18 protein-coding genes and 2 pseudogenes are annotated in these 16,454 nt (G+C 64.8%); 7 read left to right on the forward strand and 13 right to left on the reverse strand.

All coding sequences use genetic code 11. The features are described 5' to 3' along the window. Positions 1–121 precede the first annotated feature (121 nt). Positions 122–400, reverse strand: a pseudogene (locus HQN59_RS22945) (IS110 family RNA-guided transposase); the annotation flags it as partial. A gap of 686 nt (positions 401–1,086) precedes the next feature. On the opposite strand from HQN59_RS22945, the gene HQN59_RS26625 reads away from it, so the two are divergent. From HQN59_RS26625 to HQN59_RS22955, 3 genes and pseudogenes are all read left to right on the forward strand, one after another. Beyond that, the gene (locus HQN59_RS26625; protein WP_259372770.1) at positions 1,087–1,218 is read left to right on the forward strand and encodes a hypothetical protein; all 132 of its coding nucleotides are present in this window, start codon (positions 1,087–1,089) and stop codon (positions 1,216–1,218) included. Then, positions 1,205–3,274: a recombinase family protein gene (locus HQN59_RS22950; RefSeq protein ID WP_176071478.1), complete on the forward strand. Its 2,070-nt coding sequence runs from the start codon at positions 1,205–1,207 to the stop codon at positions 3,272–3,274. The genes HQN59_RS26625 and HQN59_RS22950 overlap by 14 nt, the downstream gene beginning before the upstream one ends. 31 nt (positions 3,275–3,305) lie before the next feature. Continuing rightward, a pseudogene (locus tag HQN59_RS22955) lies at positions 3,306–3,506 on the forward strand (transposase domain-containing protein); the annotation flags it as partial. Positions 3,507–3,512: 6 nt separating this feature from the next. Here HQN59_RS22955 and HQN59_RS22960 read toward each other — a convergent pair. The 4 genes from HQN59_RS22960 to HQN59_RS27120 all read right to left on the reverse strand — a co-directional run bounded on the left by HQN59_RS22960 (position 3,513) and on the right by HQN59_RS27120 (position 5,823). Beyond that, complete coding sequence (locus tag HQN59_RS22960; RefSeq protein WP_176071479.1) at positions 3,513–3,824, reverse strand: hypothetical protein; 312 nt, start codon at positions 3,822–3,824, stop codon at positions 3,513–3,515. Then, a complete protein-coding gene (locus tag HQN59_RS22965) occupies positions 3,821–4,252 on the reverse strand; it encodes a Zn-ribbon domain-containing OB-fold protein (protein WP_342451288.1) in 432 nt (143 codons plus the stop codon). The genes HQN59_RS22960 and HQN59_RS22965 overlap by 4 nt, the downstream gene beginning before the upstream one ends. Next, positions 4,249–5,343: a thiolase C-terminal domain-containing protein gene (locus HQN59_RS22970; protein WP_246295116.1), complete on the reverse strand. Its 1,095-nt coding sequence runs from the start codon at positions 5,341–5,343 to the stop codon at positions 4,249–4,251. Before HQN59_RS22970 ends, HQN59_RS22965 begins: the two co-directional genes overlap by 4 nt. Positions 5,344–5,763: 420 nt before the next feature. Continuing rightward, positions 5,764–5,823, reverse strand: coding sequence for a hypothetical protein (locus HQN59_RS27120; RefSeq protein ID WP_425342767.1), 60 nt, complete (start codon positions 5,821–5,823; stop codon positions 5,764–5,766). A 26-nt stretch (positions 5,824–5,849) separates the two neighbouring features. Here HQN59_RS27120 and HQN59_RS26630 point away from each other — a divergent pair, with 26 nt between their 5' ends. Further along, positions 5,850–5,972 (forward strand): hypothetical protein, encoded by a 123-nt coding sequence (locus HQN59_RS26630; protein ID WP_259372771.1) that lies wholly within the window; start codon positions 5,850–5,852, stop codon positions 5,970–5,972. Between the two features lie 273 nt (positions 5,973–6,245). Here HQN59_RS26630 and HQN59_RS26635 read toward each other — a convergent pair whose 3' ends face one another. From HQN59_RS26635 to HQN59_RS23000, 5 genes are read right to left on the reverse strand one after another with little or no spacing between them, the layout of a single operon-like run. Beyond that, entirely contained in the window at positions 6,246–6,509 is a 264-nt protein-coding gene (locus HQN59_RS26635; RefSeq protein ID WP_259372773.1) for a transposase, read from the reverse strand. Beyond that, on the reverse strand, positions 6,506–6,715 hold the full coding sequence (locus tag HQN59_RS22985) for a hypothetical protein (RefSeq protein ID WP_176071482.1): 210 nt from the start codon (positions 6,713–6,715) through the stop codon (positions 6,506–6,508). The genes HQN59_RS26635 and HQN59_RS22985 overlap by 4 nt, the downstream gene beginning before the upstream one ends. After that, positions 6,712–8,034: a hypothetical protein gene (locus tag HQN59_RS22990; protein WP_176071483.1), complete on the reverse strand. Its 1,323-nt coding sequence runs from the start codon at positions 8,032–8,034 to the stop codon at positions 6,712–6,714. Before HQN59_RS22990 ends, HQN59_RS22985 begins: the two co-directional genes overlap by 4 nt. Positions 8,035–8,065: 31 nt before the next feature. Beyond that, positions 8,066–8,476 (reverse strand): hypothetical protein, encoded by a 411-nt coding sequence (locus HQN59_RS22995; protein ID WP_176071484.1) that lies wholly within the window; start codon positions 8,474–8,476, stop codon positions 8,066–8,068. A gap of 4 nt (positions 8,477–8,480) precedes the next feature. Further along, a complete protein-coding gene (locus tag HQN59_RS23000; RefSeq protein ID WP_176071485.1) occupies positions 8,481–9,059 on the reverse strand; it encodes an RNA polymerase sigma factor in 579 nt (192 codons plus the stop codon). 134 nt (positions 9,060–9,193) lie between these two features. On the opposite strand from HQN59_RS23000, the gene HQN59_RS23005 reads away from it, so the two are divergent. From HQN59_RS23005 to HQN59_RS23015, 3 genes are read left to right on the forward strand one after another with little or no spacing between them, the layout of a single operon-like run. After that, positions 9,194–9,889: a multiubiquitin domain-containing protein gene (locus HQN59_RS23005; protein ID WP_176071486.1), complete on the forward strand. Its 696-nt coding sequence runs from the start codon at positions 9,194–9,196 to the stop codon at positions 9,887–9,889. Positions 9,890–9,891: 2 nt separating this feature from the next. Then, positions 9,892–11,277, forward strand: a complete 1,386-nt coding sequence (locus HQN59_RS23010; RefSeq protein WP_176071487.1) for a ThiF family adenylyltransferase — start codon at positions 9,892–9,894, stop codon at positions 11,275–11,277. Next, positions 11,274–11,630, forward strand: a complete 357-nt coding sequence (locus HQN59_RS23015) for a ubiquitination-like system serine protease family protein (RefSeq protein ID WP_176071488.1) — start codon at positions 11,274–11,276, stop codon at positions 11,628–11,630. The genes HQN59_RS23010 and HQN59_RS23015 overlap by 4 nt, the downstream gene beginning before the upstream one ends. 34 nt (positions 11,631–11,664) lie before the next feature. On the opposite strand, the gene HQN59_RS23020 is transcribed toward HQN59_RS23015, so the two are convergent. The 3 genes from HQN59_RS23020 to HQN59_RS23030 all read right to left on the reverse strand — a co-directional run bounded on the left by HQN59_RS23020 (position 11,665) and on the right by HQN59_RS23030 (position 16,117). Further along, positions 11,665–13,266, reverse strand: a complete 1,602-nt coding sequence (locus HQN59_RS23020; protein WP_176071489.1) for a phospholipase D-like domain-containing protein — start codon at positions 13,264–13,266, stop codon at positions 11,665–11,667. A gap of 140 nt (positions 13,267–13,406) precedes the next feature. Beyond that, on the reverse strand, positions 13,407–13,670 hold the full coding sequence (locus tag HQN59_RS23025; protein ID WP_176071490.1) for a hypothetical protein: 264 nt from the start codon (positions 13,668–13,670) through the stop codon (positions 13,407–13,409). A gap of 116 nt (positions 13,671–13,786) precedes the next feature. Continuing rightward, on the reverse strand, positions 13,787–16,117 hold the full coding sequence (locus HQN59_RS23030) for a S8 family serine peptidase (protein WP_217704286.1): 2,331 nt from the start codon (positions 16,115–16,117) through the stop codon (positions 13,787–13,789). Between the last annotated feature and the right edge of the window lie 337 nt (positions 16,118–16,454).

The following is a 16,454-nucleotide window of genomic DNA, read 5'->3' on the forward strand; positions in this document are numbered from 1 at the left end:
TACAGGGGCTCAACCGGGGCGCCTCCGGCGGCCTGGCAGGGGCCCGGGATTGAAGAACTTCAAACCGCAGCCAATCCACTTAACTCAGGCCGCTGCGTGTTCAAACCAGCGGAGCCGGCTCTAGAGTCGCAGCGTCGATCTTGTCCGTCTTGACCTTGGCCCACGCGATGGCTCGCACCTGGAGCGGGTTGGCGATGACCACGCGGCGTACGAAGGGCGTCAGCAGCCTGACGATGATGGCCGTATTGCCGGTCGCCTCCAGCACGACATCGTCTTCCGGGGTCAGCACCTTGTTCGCGAAGGCCAACACCGCCTCGCGCTCCATGACGAAGCGGCCGTGATCCTTCACCAGGCCTCCGTCGAGGATCGCAACCTGCGCGAAGTTGCGATGCACGTCCAAACCGATGACTCTCATAAGCGATCTCCTGCAGTGCGTAAGTCACGGCGGAAGCTCGCGGGCAACACGACAACTACGGATCCGCGCTCGCAGCGCAACCGGGCGAATCGAAGGGGCAGCCAGATAACAACCCGAGCTCGCAGCTCATTGTCTAATGCCGGCCTGCCCGCAAACACATGCTCCCGTCGCCCCTATCCCGGTGCGCGGACCTTACTCCGCCGCCGGAAGACCGCGCCAAGGGTAGTGCGAGCTCGAAGCATGCCGGGTAACAACGACTGTGAGAACGCGATCCGCCCGTTCGCCAGTTCCGGTTCATTCTGCCCATGTCGGGCAAGAAGTTGAGGTCTTCTACCGTTGGCATGCGCTGTACGGCCGTCGCTTGCGTCGCGTGTACAGCGAGCGCCGCGCCACTGGCGAGCTTGTACACGTGGAGGTGAGCCACGGCGTCGTTTTCGCTGTCGCTGGCTGGATGCTGGACGAGGCCACCTGCGCTGCATTCACTCTGGGTCCGCCACGCGCGTCGGTGACGGCTCTCGCCGAGCTGCACCGCCTGCTCGTCGAACACGGCCATCGGCGAAGCTCGCCAGGTGTTCATCACACCTTCGGTGAGGCTCCGCATGAAGACAAGTTCAAGTCCAGCTCCTCAGCCAGTCAAGCAGCTTCTGTTGGCCGGGCCGCGCCAGCTGTGCATGGCGTTCGAGACGTCCGTGCTTCTGGCGGTGACGCCGGAGCAGCGCGCGACGGCGACGCAAGCACTCGCCGCGGTGTTGATGCAGGCCGCCGGCTTTGACGATCCGGAGGCCGACGATGTCCAACCATGATCCGCTGCCTGCCGACGTGCTGCGCCGCAAGGCTGTCGTCTACGTGCGCCAGTCGACGCAGACGCAGGTCCAGATGAACCTGGAGAGCAAGCGCCGCCAGTACGACCTGGTCGAGGAAGCCCGCCGCCGCGGCTTCCAACGCGTCGAAGTGATCGACGACGACCTCGGTCTCTCTGCCAGCGGGACGGTCGAGCGCCCCGGCTTCGATCGGCTCGTCGCGTGGCTGTGCGCTGGCGAAGTCGGTGCCGTGCTGTGTTCAGACGCCTCGCGCCTGGCGCGCAACGGCCGGGACTGGCACCACCTGCTCGAGCTCTGCGGTCTCGTCGAGGCTTGCGTCATTGACATGGACGGCGTCTACAACCCGTGCCGCCCCAACGACCGCCTGCTGCTGGGGATGAAGGGCAGCATCAGCGAGTTCGAGCTCAACATCCTGCGCTCGCGCATGCTGGATGCCGCGCGCGCCAAGGCGCGACGCGGCGAGCTTCGTCTCACCGTCCCCATCGGCTACGTCTGGCATCGCGAGTACGGGCTGACCGTCGATCCCGATCTGCGCATGCAGGAAGTCGTGCATCTGGTCTTCGCCCGGTTTCGTCAACTCGCCAGTGCTCGCCAGACCTACCTCTCCCTGGCAGCCGAGCGGGTTCACTTCCCGCGCCCCTCGGACGGCAAGAAGCTCGTGAGCTTCGACTGGACGCCGATCCGCTACCGCAATGTGATGAGCCTGCTGAAGAACCCGTTCTACGCCGGGGCCTACATCTACGGCAAGACCGAGAAGCGCACGACGTTAGTCGATGGGCGTCTTCGCAAGACCTACAAGCACGGCAAGCCCTTCGACCAATGGGAGGTCGTGCTCAGGGATCACCACGACGGCTACATCGACTGGGCAGAGTTCGAGCGCAACCAGAAGCTCCTGGCGCTGAACGCATACGGGCGTGCAGGTGGCGTCAAGTCCGGCCGCGGCGGCGCGGCGCTGCTGGCCGGGATGATGACTTGCGCAAGGTGTGGACGCAGGCTCTCGGTGGCCTACCGCGGCCGCAGGCCGCAGCCGGTGTATCGATGCGAGCACCCGAGTACGCAGCCGCACGAGCCGCGATGCTGTACCTTCGGGGCCTCACGACCCGATGAAGCGGTGGCGCGCGAGCTTCTGCGTGCCGTCGAGCCCCTGGCGGTCGATGCCGCACGTCACGCCGAACTCACCTTCATGCAAGCCCAGGCTGAACAGCGCCGCGTTCGTGAGTTGGAACTGCAGCAGGCCCGGTACGACGCGACGCTTGCCGAACGGCGTTACGCCGCTTGCGACCCGGACAACCGGTTGATCGCCGCACAACTGGAGAAGAGCTGGGAGGCCGCTCTGCAACGGGTGCAGGCCTGCGAGCGCCAGCTGGCCAGCTTGCAAGCCGCCCACTCTCAAGCCGAGTGGCCCGACTTCAGCGGCCTGGCCGAGGATCTCGATGCCGCGTGGCACGCGCCGGGAGTGACGAACCGAGCTCGTCAGCAACTGCTGCGAGCCCTGGTCCAGGACATTGTGGTTGACGTCGACGAGAAGGCACGCGAGGTCATCCTGGTCATCCACTGGCATGGCGGCCAACACTCCGAGCTTCGCGTGGCCAAGCCTCGATCAGGAGAACACGGCTGCAGAACCTCGGAGGAGGCGGTGGAAGTCATTCGAAGGATGGCCGGCCAGTGGTCCGACGAACACATCGCGGCGTCACTCAACCGCATGGGCATGCCCACCGGCCAAGGCAAGACATGGACGGCGCACCGTGTGTCGTCCATGCGGCGCGTGCGTGACATCCCCGCCTACAAGCCGGCCGAGGGAGATGGTCAGTGGTTGACCATGTCGCAGGCCGCCGCGAAGCTGGGCGTCACCAATCACCGCATCCGAAGCCTCATCAAGCAGGGATTGTTGTCCGCAGAGCAGGTAGTTCCGCGTGCGCCGTACCAGATCCGCGCTGCCGCGCTGGCAGATCAGCGGGTCGTCGACGCGATCTCGCGAACAAGTCGCCCATGTCGCGACGAGGACGACCAGCAGATCTCAATGTTTTCAAGCACTTGAAGAAGAGGGGTCCTATGGGCAGGCCGTTGCCATCGGACGCCGCAACTGGCTGTTCGCCGACACGCAGGCCGGCGCCGACGCCAGCGCGAACCTGTACTCGCTGCTGCAGACCTGCCTGGTCAACGGCATCGATGGGTACCGATACCTCAAGGCCTTGCTCGTGGCCCTGCCCAAGGCCAAGACCGTCGACGACTTCGAGGCCTTGCTACCCTGGCGCATCGCGCTCACCTGAGATCGATCATCGGTTCGGCAGCGGCGCAAGGGCGTGGTCTATTGAGCGCTTACAAGGCATCGACGTGTCGCCGACGATCCAGCTATGAGCGCGCCCCAGCCTCTCGAGGATGCGCGCGAACAGATAGTTCTGCCGGCACATATCGTCGAGCTCGTCGAGCTCGACTCGTCCGTCGGAGCCACACGGAACTTGCAGCGCCCGACCCGGAAATGGCACGTCGATACGAAAGCGAATTTCCAGCAACTGCCGCGTGGGCCCGACAACTTCGGACCTGAATTCCGGAGCATCGCCGCACATGTCGAGTGCACCAAGAGTCATCGGTTCGCCCGCCGGAAGCGCGGTAGTACGGCGCCCGAGCCGGCTGGTTCGCAGACCAGTTCGACCGATGTATCGAAGTCGATCGACATCGGGTCCGCATCGACCAGCGAACTGATCATGCGCGGCCCTTCTTCGAGCTCGACCAGCAGCACCGCATAGGGCGTGTCCTGCTTGAACGCCGGGCCCGGGGCGCGGTGCACCACGCTGAACGAGTGGACTGTTCCGCGACCGCTCGCGGGCCGGTGAACCAGCTGCGAGCTAAGGCACCGCCGGCAGACCGCCTGCTGGTACAACTGCACATGCCCGCAGCTCCTGCAGTGCTGCAGCAGCAACTGGCCTTCCTTCAAGGCGTTCCAGTAGGCTTGCGAGTCGGCGTCCGGCGTGGGCAGCGGCTTGATGTGAGCCTCGCTGGGGTCAATGCGTCTCACAGCGTGGCCTCCGTGCCGAGGATCGTGGTGGCCTGCGTGGCGAAGCCGGCGCCCAGGCTGTGCACGAGGCCGAGTTCGGCACCCGCCACCTGTCGCTCCCCGCAACGCCCGCGCAATTGCTCGACCACTTCCAGGAAATGCAACAGGGAACCCGGCATGCCCGGATGTGCGAACGACAGTAGACCGCCGTGCGTATTGATCGGGATGCTCCCGCCGTAGGTAATCTGGCGGTCGTCGACGAAGCGCCCGCCCTCACCCTTAGGGCAGAACCCCAGGTCCTCGAGCATCATCACCACCGTCCCGGTGAAGCAGTCGTACACGCCGGCCACGTCGATGTCGCGCGGGGCCACGCCGGCCATCGCGTAGGCCCGCGCGCTAGACTGAACGGCACCGGTCGTCGTCAGCGACGGCATAAGGAAGATGTGCTCGTGGGTGTAGCACTCGCCGCCGCCGAGAATATAGACCGGCTTGCTTCGGCCCGCGGCGGCGCGGTCAGCGGCACTTACGACGAACGCCGCGGCGCCGTCGGAGATCAGCGAGCAATCGAGCTTGTGGTACGGCGTGGTCACCCAACCAGAGTTCAGCACGTCCTCGACCGTGATCGGCGTGGTCATCTGCGCGCCGGGTGTGCGCATCGCATGCTCGCGGTGAATGACGGCAACCTTTGCGAACTGCTCGGGCGTGGTGCCGAACTCCTTCATGTGACGGTGCGCCGTCATCGCGAAGGTATTCGCGACCGGGATCCCGAACGGCATCTCGTACTGCTGGTCGCGGCTCTCGGTCATCGAGCGCAGCGCCAAGTCGGGCGATAGCCCCGTCAGCAGGCTGTCGGCGCCGAGTACGAGTACGTTGTCCGCCAGGCCCGCCGCGATCGCCGCCGCGGCCATGTTGAACATCGTCGCAGCCGTCGCACCGGACACCTGCAGCGTGTTCGAGAACGTCGGTGCGATGCCGAAGTACTCGCTGAAAGCGACGCTAAAGCGGTGGAATGGGGCCGCGAAGGCGACGCTCGTCAGCACGCCGTTGATGGCGCCACGATCGAGGCCGGCATCGGCCAGTGCCGCCTGCGCGGCGTCGGTCGCCAGGGCCATGACGCTGCGGCCCTCCACCCGACCCACCGCCGATCGCCCCGCCCCGGTGATCGCGGCTCGACCGCGCAAACTTCGCGTTGCTGACGTTGACCCGCTCGAAGCCATGTCCGTCGACCCCCGTGCCCTTTGCACTGCCCAATCGACGAAATTCTACACCTAACAAGCGTTCGTTTGTGCGGCTTCTGTGGGAGGCACGACCCGGCAAGGCGCCCCAGCGCGTCGACGTCCCGTTGGGCCGTCTCAAACGCCGGTCCGGGTCCGCGGCGAACTCCGCGAAAGTGCGGGCCGGCCGCCGTACTGAGCGCAGCTGCCACTTTCGCGCCGCTCAACGATGGCGCCAATGTGCGCGCCGTGACCGAGCACGTCGGCCGTTGCTAAGGCGCGCTTGCCCACGCAGCCGAAATCCATCCTTCACCGATCTCAGTACCGCCACACGTATCGAACCTGCCCGAAGTCCTCGCCGGGATTGGGCTTTCGCAGCCCGGCATTCGAGAAGTGCTCGACTCTTGAACACTGCCGTCCTGCCGGCCACCTGTGACAACCCGCAGTTGTTGATCCGCGGCGTCAACTCGACAACCGGAGTCATCGGCGGCTGGTTTGCTGCAGGAATTCTCGACTTGGACGACTGAGGGCGGAGCCCTGCCGTGGAGCGGGGGCTCCGGGTTTGGCAGCCCACCGTGTCCAGGTGGACGGCCTGATCCGGACCTTTTGCCTCGGCGTAGTCCCCTCACGCAGGGGCATCTTTGTCGCCTCTGGATCAGCTTCCACGCAACCGTCGCGCACTGGCTGGCGCAAGTGCGACGCAACGGCATCAGTACTTGTAGCGGCCAGGCACGGTGGTTCTGCAGGCGGGTGCGGGCGAGCTTTGGCCGATCCTTCGGAACGTGGCGGCCAATGTCGCCTCAAGCACGGCCGCAGACGCATCGTCGGTGTCGCCGCCACGATTCACTCCATCCGCGCACCGCTGGGCGAGGTCGCCGCCGCCCTGGCCTTTGGCGCTCTGACCGCGTTGCTGATGCTGCCGCGCGCATCCGCTTGGCGTCGGACGCTTCCCAGCAGCCGAACTTGGCGCGCCACTTGTAGAACGTGGCGCCAGAGAACCCGCTCTCGCGGCAGATCGTCTCCACGGCCAAGCCGGCTTCCGCCTGTGCGTCTTCCAGACTCAGCGATTCAACTGCTCCCGCAGCAGCGTCAACACGGACGCGGCAATCTCATTGGGACGCTCCTGCGCAGTACGTCTCTGCGAACGCGCAAGGGCCAGCAAAGGGTCACGCTTGGCCAACTCGTCGAGCAGTTTGTCGGCGCGCTCACGGACCTGTTGCAAATGCTGTTCGCGGCGAAGTTTCTCTTTGCGCTGGGACTTGTCGGTCATTCTGCATCTCCCGGAGCGGGCCTTGGCATCGTCGCCTGACGGTTTCGAAAGAAGTGCGTGTTGAGTTCTGGTTTGAAGTAGTGCTTGCGATCGACCCAGATGAATCCGTCACCCTTGGTGATGACGGCGACGTCCACCGGTCCACCGACTGTCTCGTCTTCGATCATCGACACTCGCTTCTGGAAGGAGCTCAAGTTGACCAGCGTCGAGGCTACATGCGCGAGCTCGTTCTTCGGCAAGTGTGCGATCGAAGCCAGGACCGGCTCATAGTGCCGCGCCTTCAGCAGGTCCTGGAACTGGTCCACCAAATCGGCAGCAGCATCGGTGGCCACGTTGGCCACTGTGGCTCGGTACGCTTCCTTGCGCTTCTTTCCGGCACCCGGGAAGCCGTCGATGATCTCGTCAGGCAGGCCCAGGACGGTTTCTAGGACTGCCTTCGCGAAGTCCAGGTACAGCTGTGGATTGACACCATAGAGAAATGCCTCCACGGTGACCGACTGCGCGAAGGGCTTGATGACGGCCGGATGGTCGACGTCGACACGCAACGTTTCCTCGAGAACGTACTTCAGGTGTCCCTCGAACACGCCGCCGACCTTGTAGGACTGCAAGACTGGGAAGAACTGCTTCTCGCCGAAACCCGCCAACACCAGACCCGAGTAGGTGTCCGTCACCATCTTCTGCTTCTGAATCACCAGTCGGGCCAGCCGAGTCAGGGACTGCACCTCGCTGGCGCCGAGGTATGAGAAGTTCTCGCTGATCAGGCGATTGATCTCACCGGAGAGCCGCGTCGCGAAAGTCATAGCCGTGGTCGACGGAAAGGTCGCTGCATCCAGGTCCGGGCTCGCATCCCATTCTTCGAAGACACGCGCGATGCAAGGCTCCGCCGCCTCTCGCAGCGCGTTGTGACCATCATCAGCACCGTCAGCGAAGTACTTCTCCAGCGCATCCCGCCGAACGTCGCGATCGATCTCCTTGAAGAGCACACCCAACGTATGGAGAAACATCACCTTCTGAACGTCCTCTGGAAACATACCGTGACTGCGGTTCAAGTACGCAATCAGCGCTGCGGCGTATTCTTCCAGCGTGTCGTAAGCCACATCGCCCAGTTCTTTCCGGAAGGACTTGACGATGGTCTCCCACGGAACCTGAAGCAGCGACGAACTGTTGTAGACCATGACCGCGACCGGTCGCACATTCGACAGCATGAACAGCTTGTCAGCGTGGTACAGCTTTGTTCTGCCCCCAACAAGGACGCTGGCTGCGCTGTCGCTGGCCAGGGCCACGCCCAATCGATTCATCACGACGACTTCTGCGGTCACTGCCTCCCCCTTCCTGTACTCGCGCTACGCCTCAGCCGCGCGAGCCCCCGGTTTGTCGCTTCCGATTTGGCTTGGGACTGCTCAGTCGAGTCTTCAACAGTTCGACGGCCAGCGCTTCGACCTCCTCCTGGCTCGGTGATTTTCCCGCAGCGAACGCTGCGGCGAGATTCGGCGAGACTTCCGGGCGAGCCGTGACCAGGCGCTTCAGATAGTCCATCAAAGGTCCGGGGCCACGAGCACTCCTGCCACTCTTTCGTGGCTGCGCAGCAGTGTCCCGGTCATTGCGCGAGGCCAGGCTTCGCCTGGCGATCTCTTGCACTTGCAGAGCAGCCACCGCCAAGCTCCCCGCGGGGGCCGACAACAAGTCGTCGGCATCAGCCGTCAGGATCATGGCCTCCATAGCGTCGATCAGTTGCTCCGGATGTCGTGTCTTGATCATCATGGCCTCATGCTTCAGTAGGGAGCAAGTAGTTGGTCAGGCGCCGGCGGATGCGACGCAGTGTGCTGGCATAGGTCGTTGGGTCCAACCCGAGTTGCGCTTGCACCTCGCCGGCCGAATCGCCACGGGCCAACCCCTCCAGGACAGAAAGTCCGATCGCGTCCTCCGCGAACAGCGCTTCGATTTCGATCAGCATCTGGCGGCCGGCCATCTCACGCTCCGGCGTGATGTCCGTTCTGGCCACCACATTGACAGTTCCATGGTCGTCCCCGAACTCATGTTCCGTGAGCGCACCGAACTCGACCATGTCCGCTTGCCTGGTTTCCGAGGCAATACTGCGCATGCTCTGGGCAATGAAGGCCACAAAGGGCACGTCGCGCGGCCAGCGACGGCGACCATCCAGGACCCGGATGAACGCTTCATGGAGCAGGTCCTGCCACTCCAGTCCAACCGCCCCCAAGCAGCGCAGGCGCGCCAGCTGGGCCAAGCGCGCGGAGTCGGCTGAGGAAAGCCGCTCCATGACTGCAGCCACCTCATCGATGGAGACGAAACCCGAAGCAGCTTCGGTGACGGTGGGCGGATTCACGAGACTGTATGCGCGCGACGGTCACGGGTTCGGACATCTGAGGCAAGATTCTCCTGCAGATGTCCGAGCAGTCCTGGCTTGTGCGCATGTGTTGGTAGGTGCCAGGGCGGCGCCAGACTGAAAGAGGCTACACCATGAACACCAACGAAACCCAGGCACCCGAGTCCGGCGCGGAAGACGATGATCGCCGCAAGCGCGAATACCGCGTGATGATCGACAAGATCCTGTACGTCTTGACCGAACCCGTCGTGACCGGCCGCCAGTTGCTTGCCCAGGCGGGGAAGGTACCGCCCGAGCAGTTCGCGATCTACATCAAGCTGCCCGGGACGCAGCCCAAGCGGGTTGGCCTGGACGAACCGGTCGACTTGCGTGCGCCTGGCGTCGAGCGCTTCGTGACGCTCCCCCTGGACCAGACCGAGGGGCTGGATGCGCCGCGCCGCCAGTTCTCGTTGCCTGCGGAGGATCAGGATTGGCTAGACGGACTGGGGCTGAATTTCGAGCTGGTGGCGGATCCTGGCCAACGCCGGGTGATCGTGCACGGTCTGCCCGTTCCCGCCGGATACACGGTGCCCAGCGTCTCGGTGAGCGTCCGCATCGAGCCTGGCTACCCTGACGTGCAGATCGACATGGCCTACTTCCGGCCCGCCTTGGTCCTCGCGTCGGGCCGGCAGATCAATGCCATCTGCGATGAACCCTTCGACGGCACGGTCTGGCAACGCTGGAGCCGTCACCGCACGCCCATGAACCCCTGGCGTCCTGGAATCGACAGTCTCAGCACGCATTTCGCCCTGATCCAGGAGTGGCTCGAGCGGGAAGCGAACAAGGCCTGATCATGTCAGCCTCCCTGACCCTGACCGCACGGCAGCGCGCGGAGTTGGCGCGCCATTTGTTGCCCGAAGACGGGTGCGAGGCTGTCGCCATCCTTCTGTGTGGGATGGCACGCGGCGGCAATCCCCTGCGACTTCTGGTGCGCCAGGTTCACCTGATTCCCCACGAAGCTTGCGACCGGCGGCCGGATGCGGTCACGTGGCCCACTGAACTCATCGTGCCCTGGCTCGAAGTCGCCGACAAGCTCGGACTGGCCGTCGTGAAGATCCACGGCCACCGCGGCTACGACCGCTTCTCGCAGACGGACGATGAGTCTGACCGGTTGCTCTTTCCGTCTCTGTATGCCTGGGTCGATCGCGCTCCCGTGCACGCCAGCGCGATCCTGATGGATGACGGCCGGCTGTTCGGCAGGGTCGTTAGCGAAGACGGGCAGTTCCAGCCGCTGCAAGCCGTCCATGTCATCGGCGACGACATCGAGCGATTTGATGGCGGCGGCGGGGCAGCCGCTGTACCCGAGCACGGTCGCCGGATCGCCCAGACCTTCGGTGGCGGGACCTTCGAGCGGCTCCGCCGGCTCAAGGTCGGGGTTGTCGGTTGTTCGGGAACGGGCAGTCCGGTGATCGAGCAGCTGGCGCGCAATTGCATCGGCTCACTGGTGCTGGTGGATCCGGACCATGTCGAGGACAAGAACCTGAACCGGATCGCCAACACAACGCGGGACGATGCCGAGCAAGGGCGACTCAAGGTCGATGTCGCCGCACGTGCGATCGCGGCGATGGGCTTGGGAACCACCGTGCAGACGCTTGCATCCACACTGTTCGACCCCGTCGTCGTGCGCGAGCTCGCCAGCTGTGACGTGCTGTTCGGCTGCATGGACACCATCGACGGCAGACACCTACTCAACAAGCTCGCCACCTTCTACCTGATCCCGTATTTCGATCTCGGCGTCAAGATTGAAGCCGACGGGATGGGCGGTGTGAACCAGGTGTGCGGCTCGGTGCACTACCTGCAACCGGGCGGATCGAGCCTGCTGAGTCGACACGTGTACTCGCTCGAGCAGGTACGTGCGGCAGGGATGATGCGAACCGACCCTCAGCAGTACCAGCGCCTGCTCGACGAGGGCTATCTCCGTGGAGTCCAGGAAGATCGCCCTGCCGTCGTTCAGCTAAACACTCTCATCGCCAGCCTGGCGGTCAACGAGTTCCTTGCTCGTCTGCATCCATACCGACTGGATCCAAACGCCGAGCATTCGGTGACCCGGATCAGCCTCAGCCATGGGATTTTCGAGCACGAGGCGGACGGCCAGCCGTGTCCTGTTCTCTCGCGACATGCTGGAAGGGGCGACGTCGAGCCGCTGCTGGACTGGCCCGAACTGAGCGGTGGTGCATGAGCTGGAAGCTCGCCCTCCCCTCCTGGATCCGGCGGCTCACGCTGGGGACCGCGCGCTATCGGTGGGAACGCGTCGAAGACACCCCCGACGAACCATCACCGGGCGTGGTCTACCTCATCGGCGACGGGCCCGAGGCCTGGTCCGCGGCGATGGTCTGCCCTTGCGGGTGTCAAGCGTTGGTGTCACTGAGCCTGATTCCGACCGACAGGCCTCGCTGGAAAGCCAACGTCAACCCGGCCGGGGAGATCTCGCTGCATCCGTCGGTGTGGCGCAAGCGCGGATGTCGCAGCCACTACAGCGTCATCCGCGGCCGGATCGTATGGGCGCGCGGTCGAGCCCGCGCGCCGGACTGACCCGGCGCGCTCGCAACTCGACTTGACTCTCGAATCAGCTGAAGTAGTCGCGCCAGGCCATGCGCACCATGCCTGAGGGCGTACTGCCGTCGTCCGGCGCAATCAGCACGGGCGCGTCATCGGCGAGCGTCGGCCTGGCCCTCGACTCCCAGTCATCGACGAACGCGCGGCTGAAGTAGCCGGCAACCTCGCGGTCGTGCACGATCAAGCCGGCGTCGCGGTTGCGCAGCACGCCGTCTGCGGACCAGTTGGCACTGCTGACCAGCACCGACTCGCCGTCGAGCACGATGCCTTTGTTGTGCACGTTGCTCTGCACGCGAAACACGGCCTCGTTGAATCCGGCCTCCGCCAGTCGCCGGACCTTGTCGGCGGCACCGTTGTTGCCGACGATGATGCGCATGTCCAGACCCGGCTTGTAGCTGAGTTCGGCGAGACTCAGCAGGAGCTGGGTGAAGCGCTCGTCGGAGGGCTTGTCCGAGTAGGTGATGTACGAGAACTGCAGGTAGATCGAGCGGCGAGCCGAGGCCAGCCAATCCACGACGCGTCCCACATAGTTGTCCGGCGTCAGCAGCGGCTGAACCTTGATGCGCCGCGGCACCGACGGCAGCGCTTCCGGCGCGATCGGTTCAACGGTCGCGAGTGCCAGTCCGGATTCAGCAGTCAACGATTCGATCGGAACGAGCACATCGGGGAAGTGCCATCCGCCTTGGACGTCGAGCGCGACGCCCGGCTCGCCTGCCTTCAGGTCGGCCTTGGCCGCCTCGAGGTCATGGCGGATGTAGCGCTCGTACAGCTGGGCCAGAGCTTCATCGTCCACGATGAGATGCCACTCACGATTGCCAGCGGAGTACATGCCATTGGCCGTGGTGGGGTCGCCAATCGGATCGATGTCTGGTTGGCTACGCTTGCTCCAGTTGCCGCTGGACAGCCAGAACGACGCATGGTCCCGAACGGCCACCTTCGCATGGTAGGCGGATGCGAAGCGGCGCCCCGACCCGCACTGGATGATCGCGCCGTCCAGGCGGCTCTTCAGGCGCTGTCTGAGTTGGGCACGGATCTCGGTTTCCGGCGCGGTCATGCTGTCGTCCCAGGTCAGCGCTGCCTCAATGTCTCCGTCTCGAATGGTGTCGATGAAGGTCTTGGCGATGTAGGCCGCATTGAAGTCGTACATCGCGACGGTCAATGACGATCGGGTGGCTTCCAGGAATGGCTTCAAGACCGGCCAACCCGCGTCTGGACCGAGGTGACAGAGCAATGAGCTTTCCACTTGGTGTTCGACGTCGATCGGATCGCCCTCGATGCCCTCGTACGACAGGCTGCCGGCATCCGCTGCCAGGTCGATCTCGGAGCCTTCGGCTGCAAGCTTGGCTCCAAGCTGGCGCCAGGGATCGGCCTGCATGACTGCGACACGATAGGGCCCGAGCTGACGCGGGACCCGATCCTCGAGCAGCATTTCGGTCGGGGGCTTCTTGTGGGACACGAAGACCAGGATCGCCGGCTCGCGCAGGATGCTTCCGTCGACGATCGGAAAGCCAGGCTCGACGCCCACCAAACCGGGCAGCATCTTCAGCTCAGGCAGATGGGCGTCGATGACGGCCTTGACGGCGGTCCTGGACGACGCATCAAGTGTTCGCATGCGGATGCCCTCCCAAGTTCATGTCGCGCGCGGCGCCGAAGTTCGAGCGTTCAGGGCACCGTGGATCGGCCGAAACGGCCAAGGCAAATGCGCCAGTCCCTGACGCATGGCTCGTCGGCGACGACCCGCAGACAACCCCTTCAGCGAATGCCGGGGAGACTCTTGGAAATGGAGACCGACTCGACGGCCGGATCGGACTCGATTCGCTGCAGCGCGGAGGCAGGGACCTCGGTCGAGAACATCGCTGCGGAGATCTCGCCGCGCGGGACCAGATAGCTGGGCCGAGCGAACCCCTGCCGCAGCTTGACGAGCACGACCATCTTCTCGTCCTCGGACGGCCGACGCGACTGCATGGATGCCGACGGCGTCTCGAGTTTGCGCAGCTTGGACAGGTCGATTGCCATGATTCGCCAGGTGGGGCCCCGTCGTACGGATACAAGCTGGCAGGCCAAGTTGCTCCTAATAGGGCAAGTTCAGCATAGCGCAAACCCCAAGACGCGTCCATGGCGCTCGCTTGGCGTCAGATCGCACTCGCCGAGGCGCGCCCAGCACCGTAGCGCGGATCCCAGGCTCCCGCCGCTGGCGGCAGTTGCTCCGCCCCGGCGGCCAGTTTGGCGCGGATGTCGTTGATCGACAGTTGAACCCCTTTGCGCGCAGCTTCGGACAACATCAGCGCGATCAGGCCAGTGACCGCAGGGGCCGCCATGCTGGTTCCGGATTTTCGGACGACGCCTGTTCCGGTGCGCGAGTGCGCTGCGATCACGAAGCCGCCCGGCGCGGAAACCTCTGGCTTCTCGCGTCCATCCCGGGTCGGTCCCGACGAAGAGAAGCTGGAGATCGGGAACGACGTCTTGTGCGCGTCGTACGACCCCACCACGATCGACAGCCGACCGGTCGATATCGACCCCAAGGTGTGTGTCGGCACGGGTCGCGCGAACGATGACTGCGCCGAATCCAGGCGCTCGACCCACGCGTGGTAGTCGACCGCGTCGCCACCCATAGAGCGCAACCGGATCGTCCAATCGCCACCGGGCAGACCTGGCGCCAAGTAGATGCCCAACACGTTGTCGCCGTTGTTCGGCTCAGCGAGGCGGCTGCTGGCAAAGACGGCCAGCTTTCCCTGCTCATCGGTGATTTCCGCCGTGTTCCCCGGCTGAAGCGCATCCAGCACGACGGTTCCGTCGGGCCCGATCAAGCTGACCTCGAGCCGCTTGGCTCCGGAGAACCAGACCTCAGCCTCGCCGCCAACCAGATCTCGAACCCGCCAGACGAGGTCCTCGACGAGGCCTGTCGCCGGAACCTGGCCCGACGTGTGGATGCCGTCGCCCTGCGAGTTGCTGGCGGCGATGACGACTGCGCGGTTGGGCTTTTCGCTGACCATGGCATCGATACCCTGCTCGACCAACGAGCTCCCATCGTGCGGTCCGCCGTTGGTCCCGAGGCTCAGGTTGACGACACAGGGCCTGTCGCCGGCGAGGTCGAAGATGAACCGAATGGCCTCCAGCATCTGGACCGAATCACCGAACGAGTTCTTCACCACATCGGGTCCCTGCCATGGGATGTCGTTCGCGGACGCCTCGACAAACACCAGGTCGGCCTCCGGCGCCACTCCTACCAGGCCGCTTCCGCGCCCGTTTCCGGCGGCGATGTCCATCACGTGCGTGCCATGGGAGCCGCGCTCGAAAGGCGTATCCGGGCGAGGACCGTACCCGAGCGCGGCGTACGGATCGGATGAAAGCAGCGCCGCATCGATCTCTTGCTGGGTATACAAGCGGCCGTAGTTGAAGGGACTGTTGACCTGCGCGACGCCAGCCTGATTCCAGATGGCCAGCAGCCGGGTCTTGCCGTTGGCCTTGCGGAAGTTGCCGTGAGCGAAGTCGCCACCAAAGTCGACGATTCCGACCACCGTACCCACGCCCCCCTTCGGCTTGACGTCGGCCGGCAGCAGGTCTGAGCGGACGCGCATCGTGCGGGTCGTCGCTTCCAGCTGGGGCCTGACAAGTTGTGAGGCTTTGAGGCTGCGGACCACGGGCTCGACGCGAACGGCCTCGATCCGGTCGATCGCCACGCGACCGGTCACGATGGCAGAACCGTCGGGCGTCATCCCGAGTTGCGCGCCTGGGAGCACGTCCGGCAGTTCTCGCCACAATGCTGTGTCCGCGACTCTGGCAACAACAGCGACTTCGTTGCTGTTCGCTGAAGTGATCGACAGAGCCTGTTTGCCACGTTGGCGGTTGATCACCGCCAACATTAGCCGCGCATCCATGGTCGCGGGCCTGACGCCGGCCGCACGATGCAGCCTGCCCAAATCACCGCGTTCGATACCGGCGAGTCGGGCCGGCAGTGCCCCCAAGTAGCCTGCTTCGCTTGCTGCGAAGCCGACCAAGCTGCTTGGGGCGGATTCCCCGTTGCTCGCTGCGGCCGCGCTGCTGGCCGGCAAAGCGGCCGGAGGTTCGCCGGTCGCAGCCATCGCTGCGGCGGCAAGTCCACCGGCGTCGACGCCTGGAACGCCAACCCATCTGCCGCCCTTCTTGACCTGCACCGTGGCGAGGTCTGCAAGCGGTTTGTCCTTGGGGGCCTTGTTGGTTCTGGTGAGGAACGAGTCGATCGCAGAACGGCTCAAGCCATCGAGCACGACCCGAGCGTCGTTCCCAAGAGGGAACTTGAGCGCGAACGATGCTGCGGCCGCCCGCGGCGCGACCTGGGGCTCGCCACGGAAGGAGGCTGTCGCCTTCTTGGCAACGCGTTTGGCCGGTGCGGCGCGCTTGGCCAGTGTGGGCTTGGCCGCGGCAGGCTTCTTTGCCTCCTTGGGGGCAGATTTGCGCGAACGTGCCGTTTGTTTGGTCGCCATGCTCCTCCTCCAACCCGCTTCGGCGCTGCGGCCGGTCCCGTCAGCATGCGTCGCACGGAGCTTGTCGATCCGAGCGACTACCCGCCTGTCCCAAGGCTGACGCCCCTCGCGGCCTTGCGCATCCTTTGATCGGATGACGCACCGACATTCTGTCGCAACGAGATGAAGACTCCATTGCCGGGTTCCTGGAACGGCGAAACGAGGCCATAGCAGCCCGGACCCGCGGCACCCTTGTCGATGCCGCCATCAACTCCCACCGGCCCGCGCGCAAGCGACCTGCACCATGCGGACTGGCGGTGGCTGGTCGACGCCCTCTCGACAGGCTCCGGTGCCACAT

The organism is Rhizobacter koreensis, assembly GCF_013366375.1.
Taxonomy (GTDB): domain Bacteria; phylum Pseudomonadota; class Gammaproteobacteria; order Burkholderiales; family Burkholderiaceae_C; genus Schlegelella_A; species Schlegelella_A koreensis.

Bases quoted from the DNA above. Each gene is read 5' to 3' on its own strand.
- HQN59_RS26625 (WP_259372770.1), top strand. From the start codon at position 1,087: ATGGCGTTCGAGACGTCCGTGCTTCTGGCGGTGACGCCGGAGCAGCGC.
- HQN59_RS22950 (WP_176071478.1), top strand. From the start codon at position 1,205: ATGTCCAACCATGATCCGCTGCCTGCCGACGTGCTGCGCCGCAAGGCT.
- HQN59_RS22960 (WP_176071479.1), bottom strand. From the start codon at position 3,824: ATGACTCTTGGTGCACTCGACATGTGCGGCGATGCTCCGGAATTCAGG.
- HQN59_RS22970 (WP_246295116.1), bottom strand. From the start codon at position 5,343: ATGGCCCTGGCGACCGACGCCGCGCAGGCGGCACTGGCCGATGCCGGC.
- HQN59_RS22985 (WP_176071482.1), bottom strand. From the start codon at position 6,715: ATGACCGACAAGTCCCAGCGCAAAGAGAAACTTCGCCGCGAACAGCAT.
- HQN59_RS22995 (WP_176071484.1), bottom strand. From the start codon at position 8,476: ATGATGATCAAGACACGACATCCGGAGCAACTGATCGACGCTATGGAG.
- HQN59_RS23005 (WP_176071486.1), top strand. From the start codon at position 9,194: ATGAACACCAACGAAACCCAGGCACCCGAGTCCGGCGCGGAAGACGAT.
- HQN59_RS23010 (WP_176071487.1), top strand. From the start codon at position 9,892: ATGTCAGCCTCCCTGACCCTGACCGCACGGCAGCGCGCGGAGTTGGCG.
- HQN59_RS23015 (WP_176071488.1), top strand. From the start codon at position 11,274: ATGAGCTGGAAGCTCGCCCTCCCCTCCTGGATCCGGCGGCTCACGCTG.
- HQN59_RS23020 (WP_176071489.1), bottom strand. From the start codon at position 13,266: ATGCGAACACTTGATGCGTCGTCCAGGACCGCCGTCAAGGCCGTCATC.
- HQN59_RS23025 (WP_176071490.1), bottom strand. From the start codon at position 13,670: ATGGCAATCGACCTGTCCAAGCTGCGCAAACTCGAGACGCCGTCGGCA.
- HQN59_RS23030 (WP_217704286.1), bottom strand. From the start codon at position 16,117: ATGGCGACCAAACAAACGGCACGTTCGCGCAAATCTGCCCCCAAGGAG.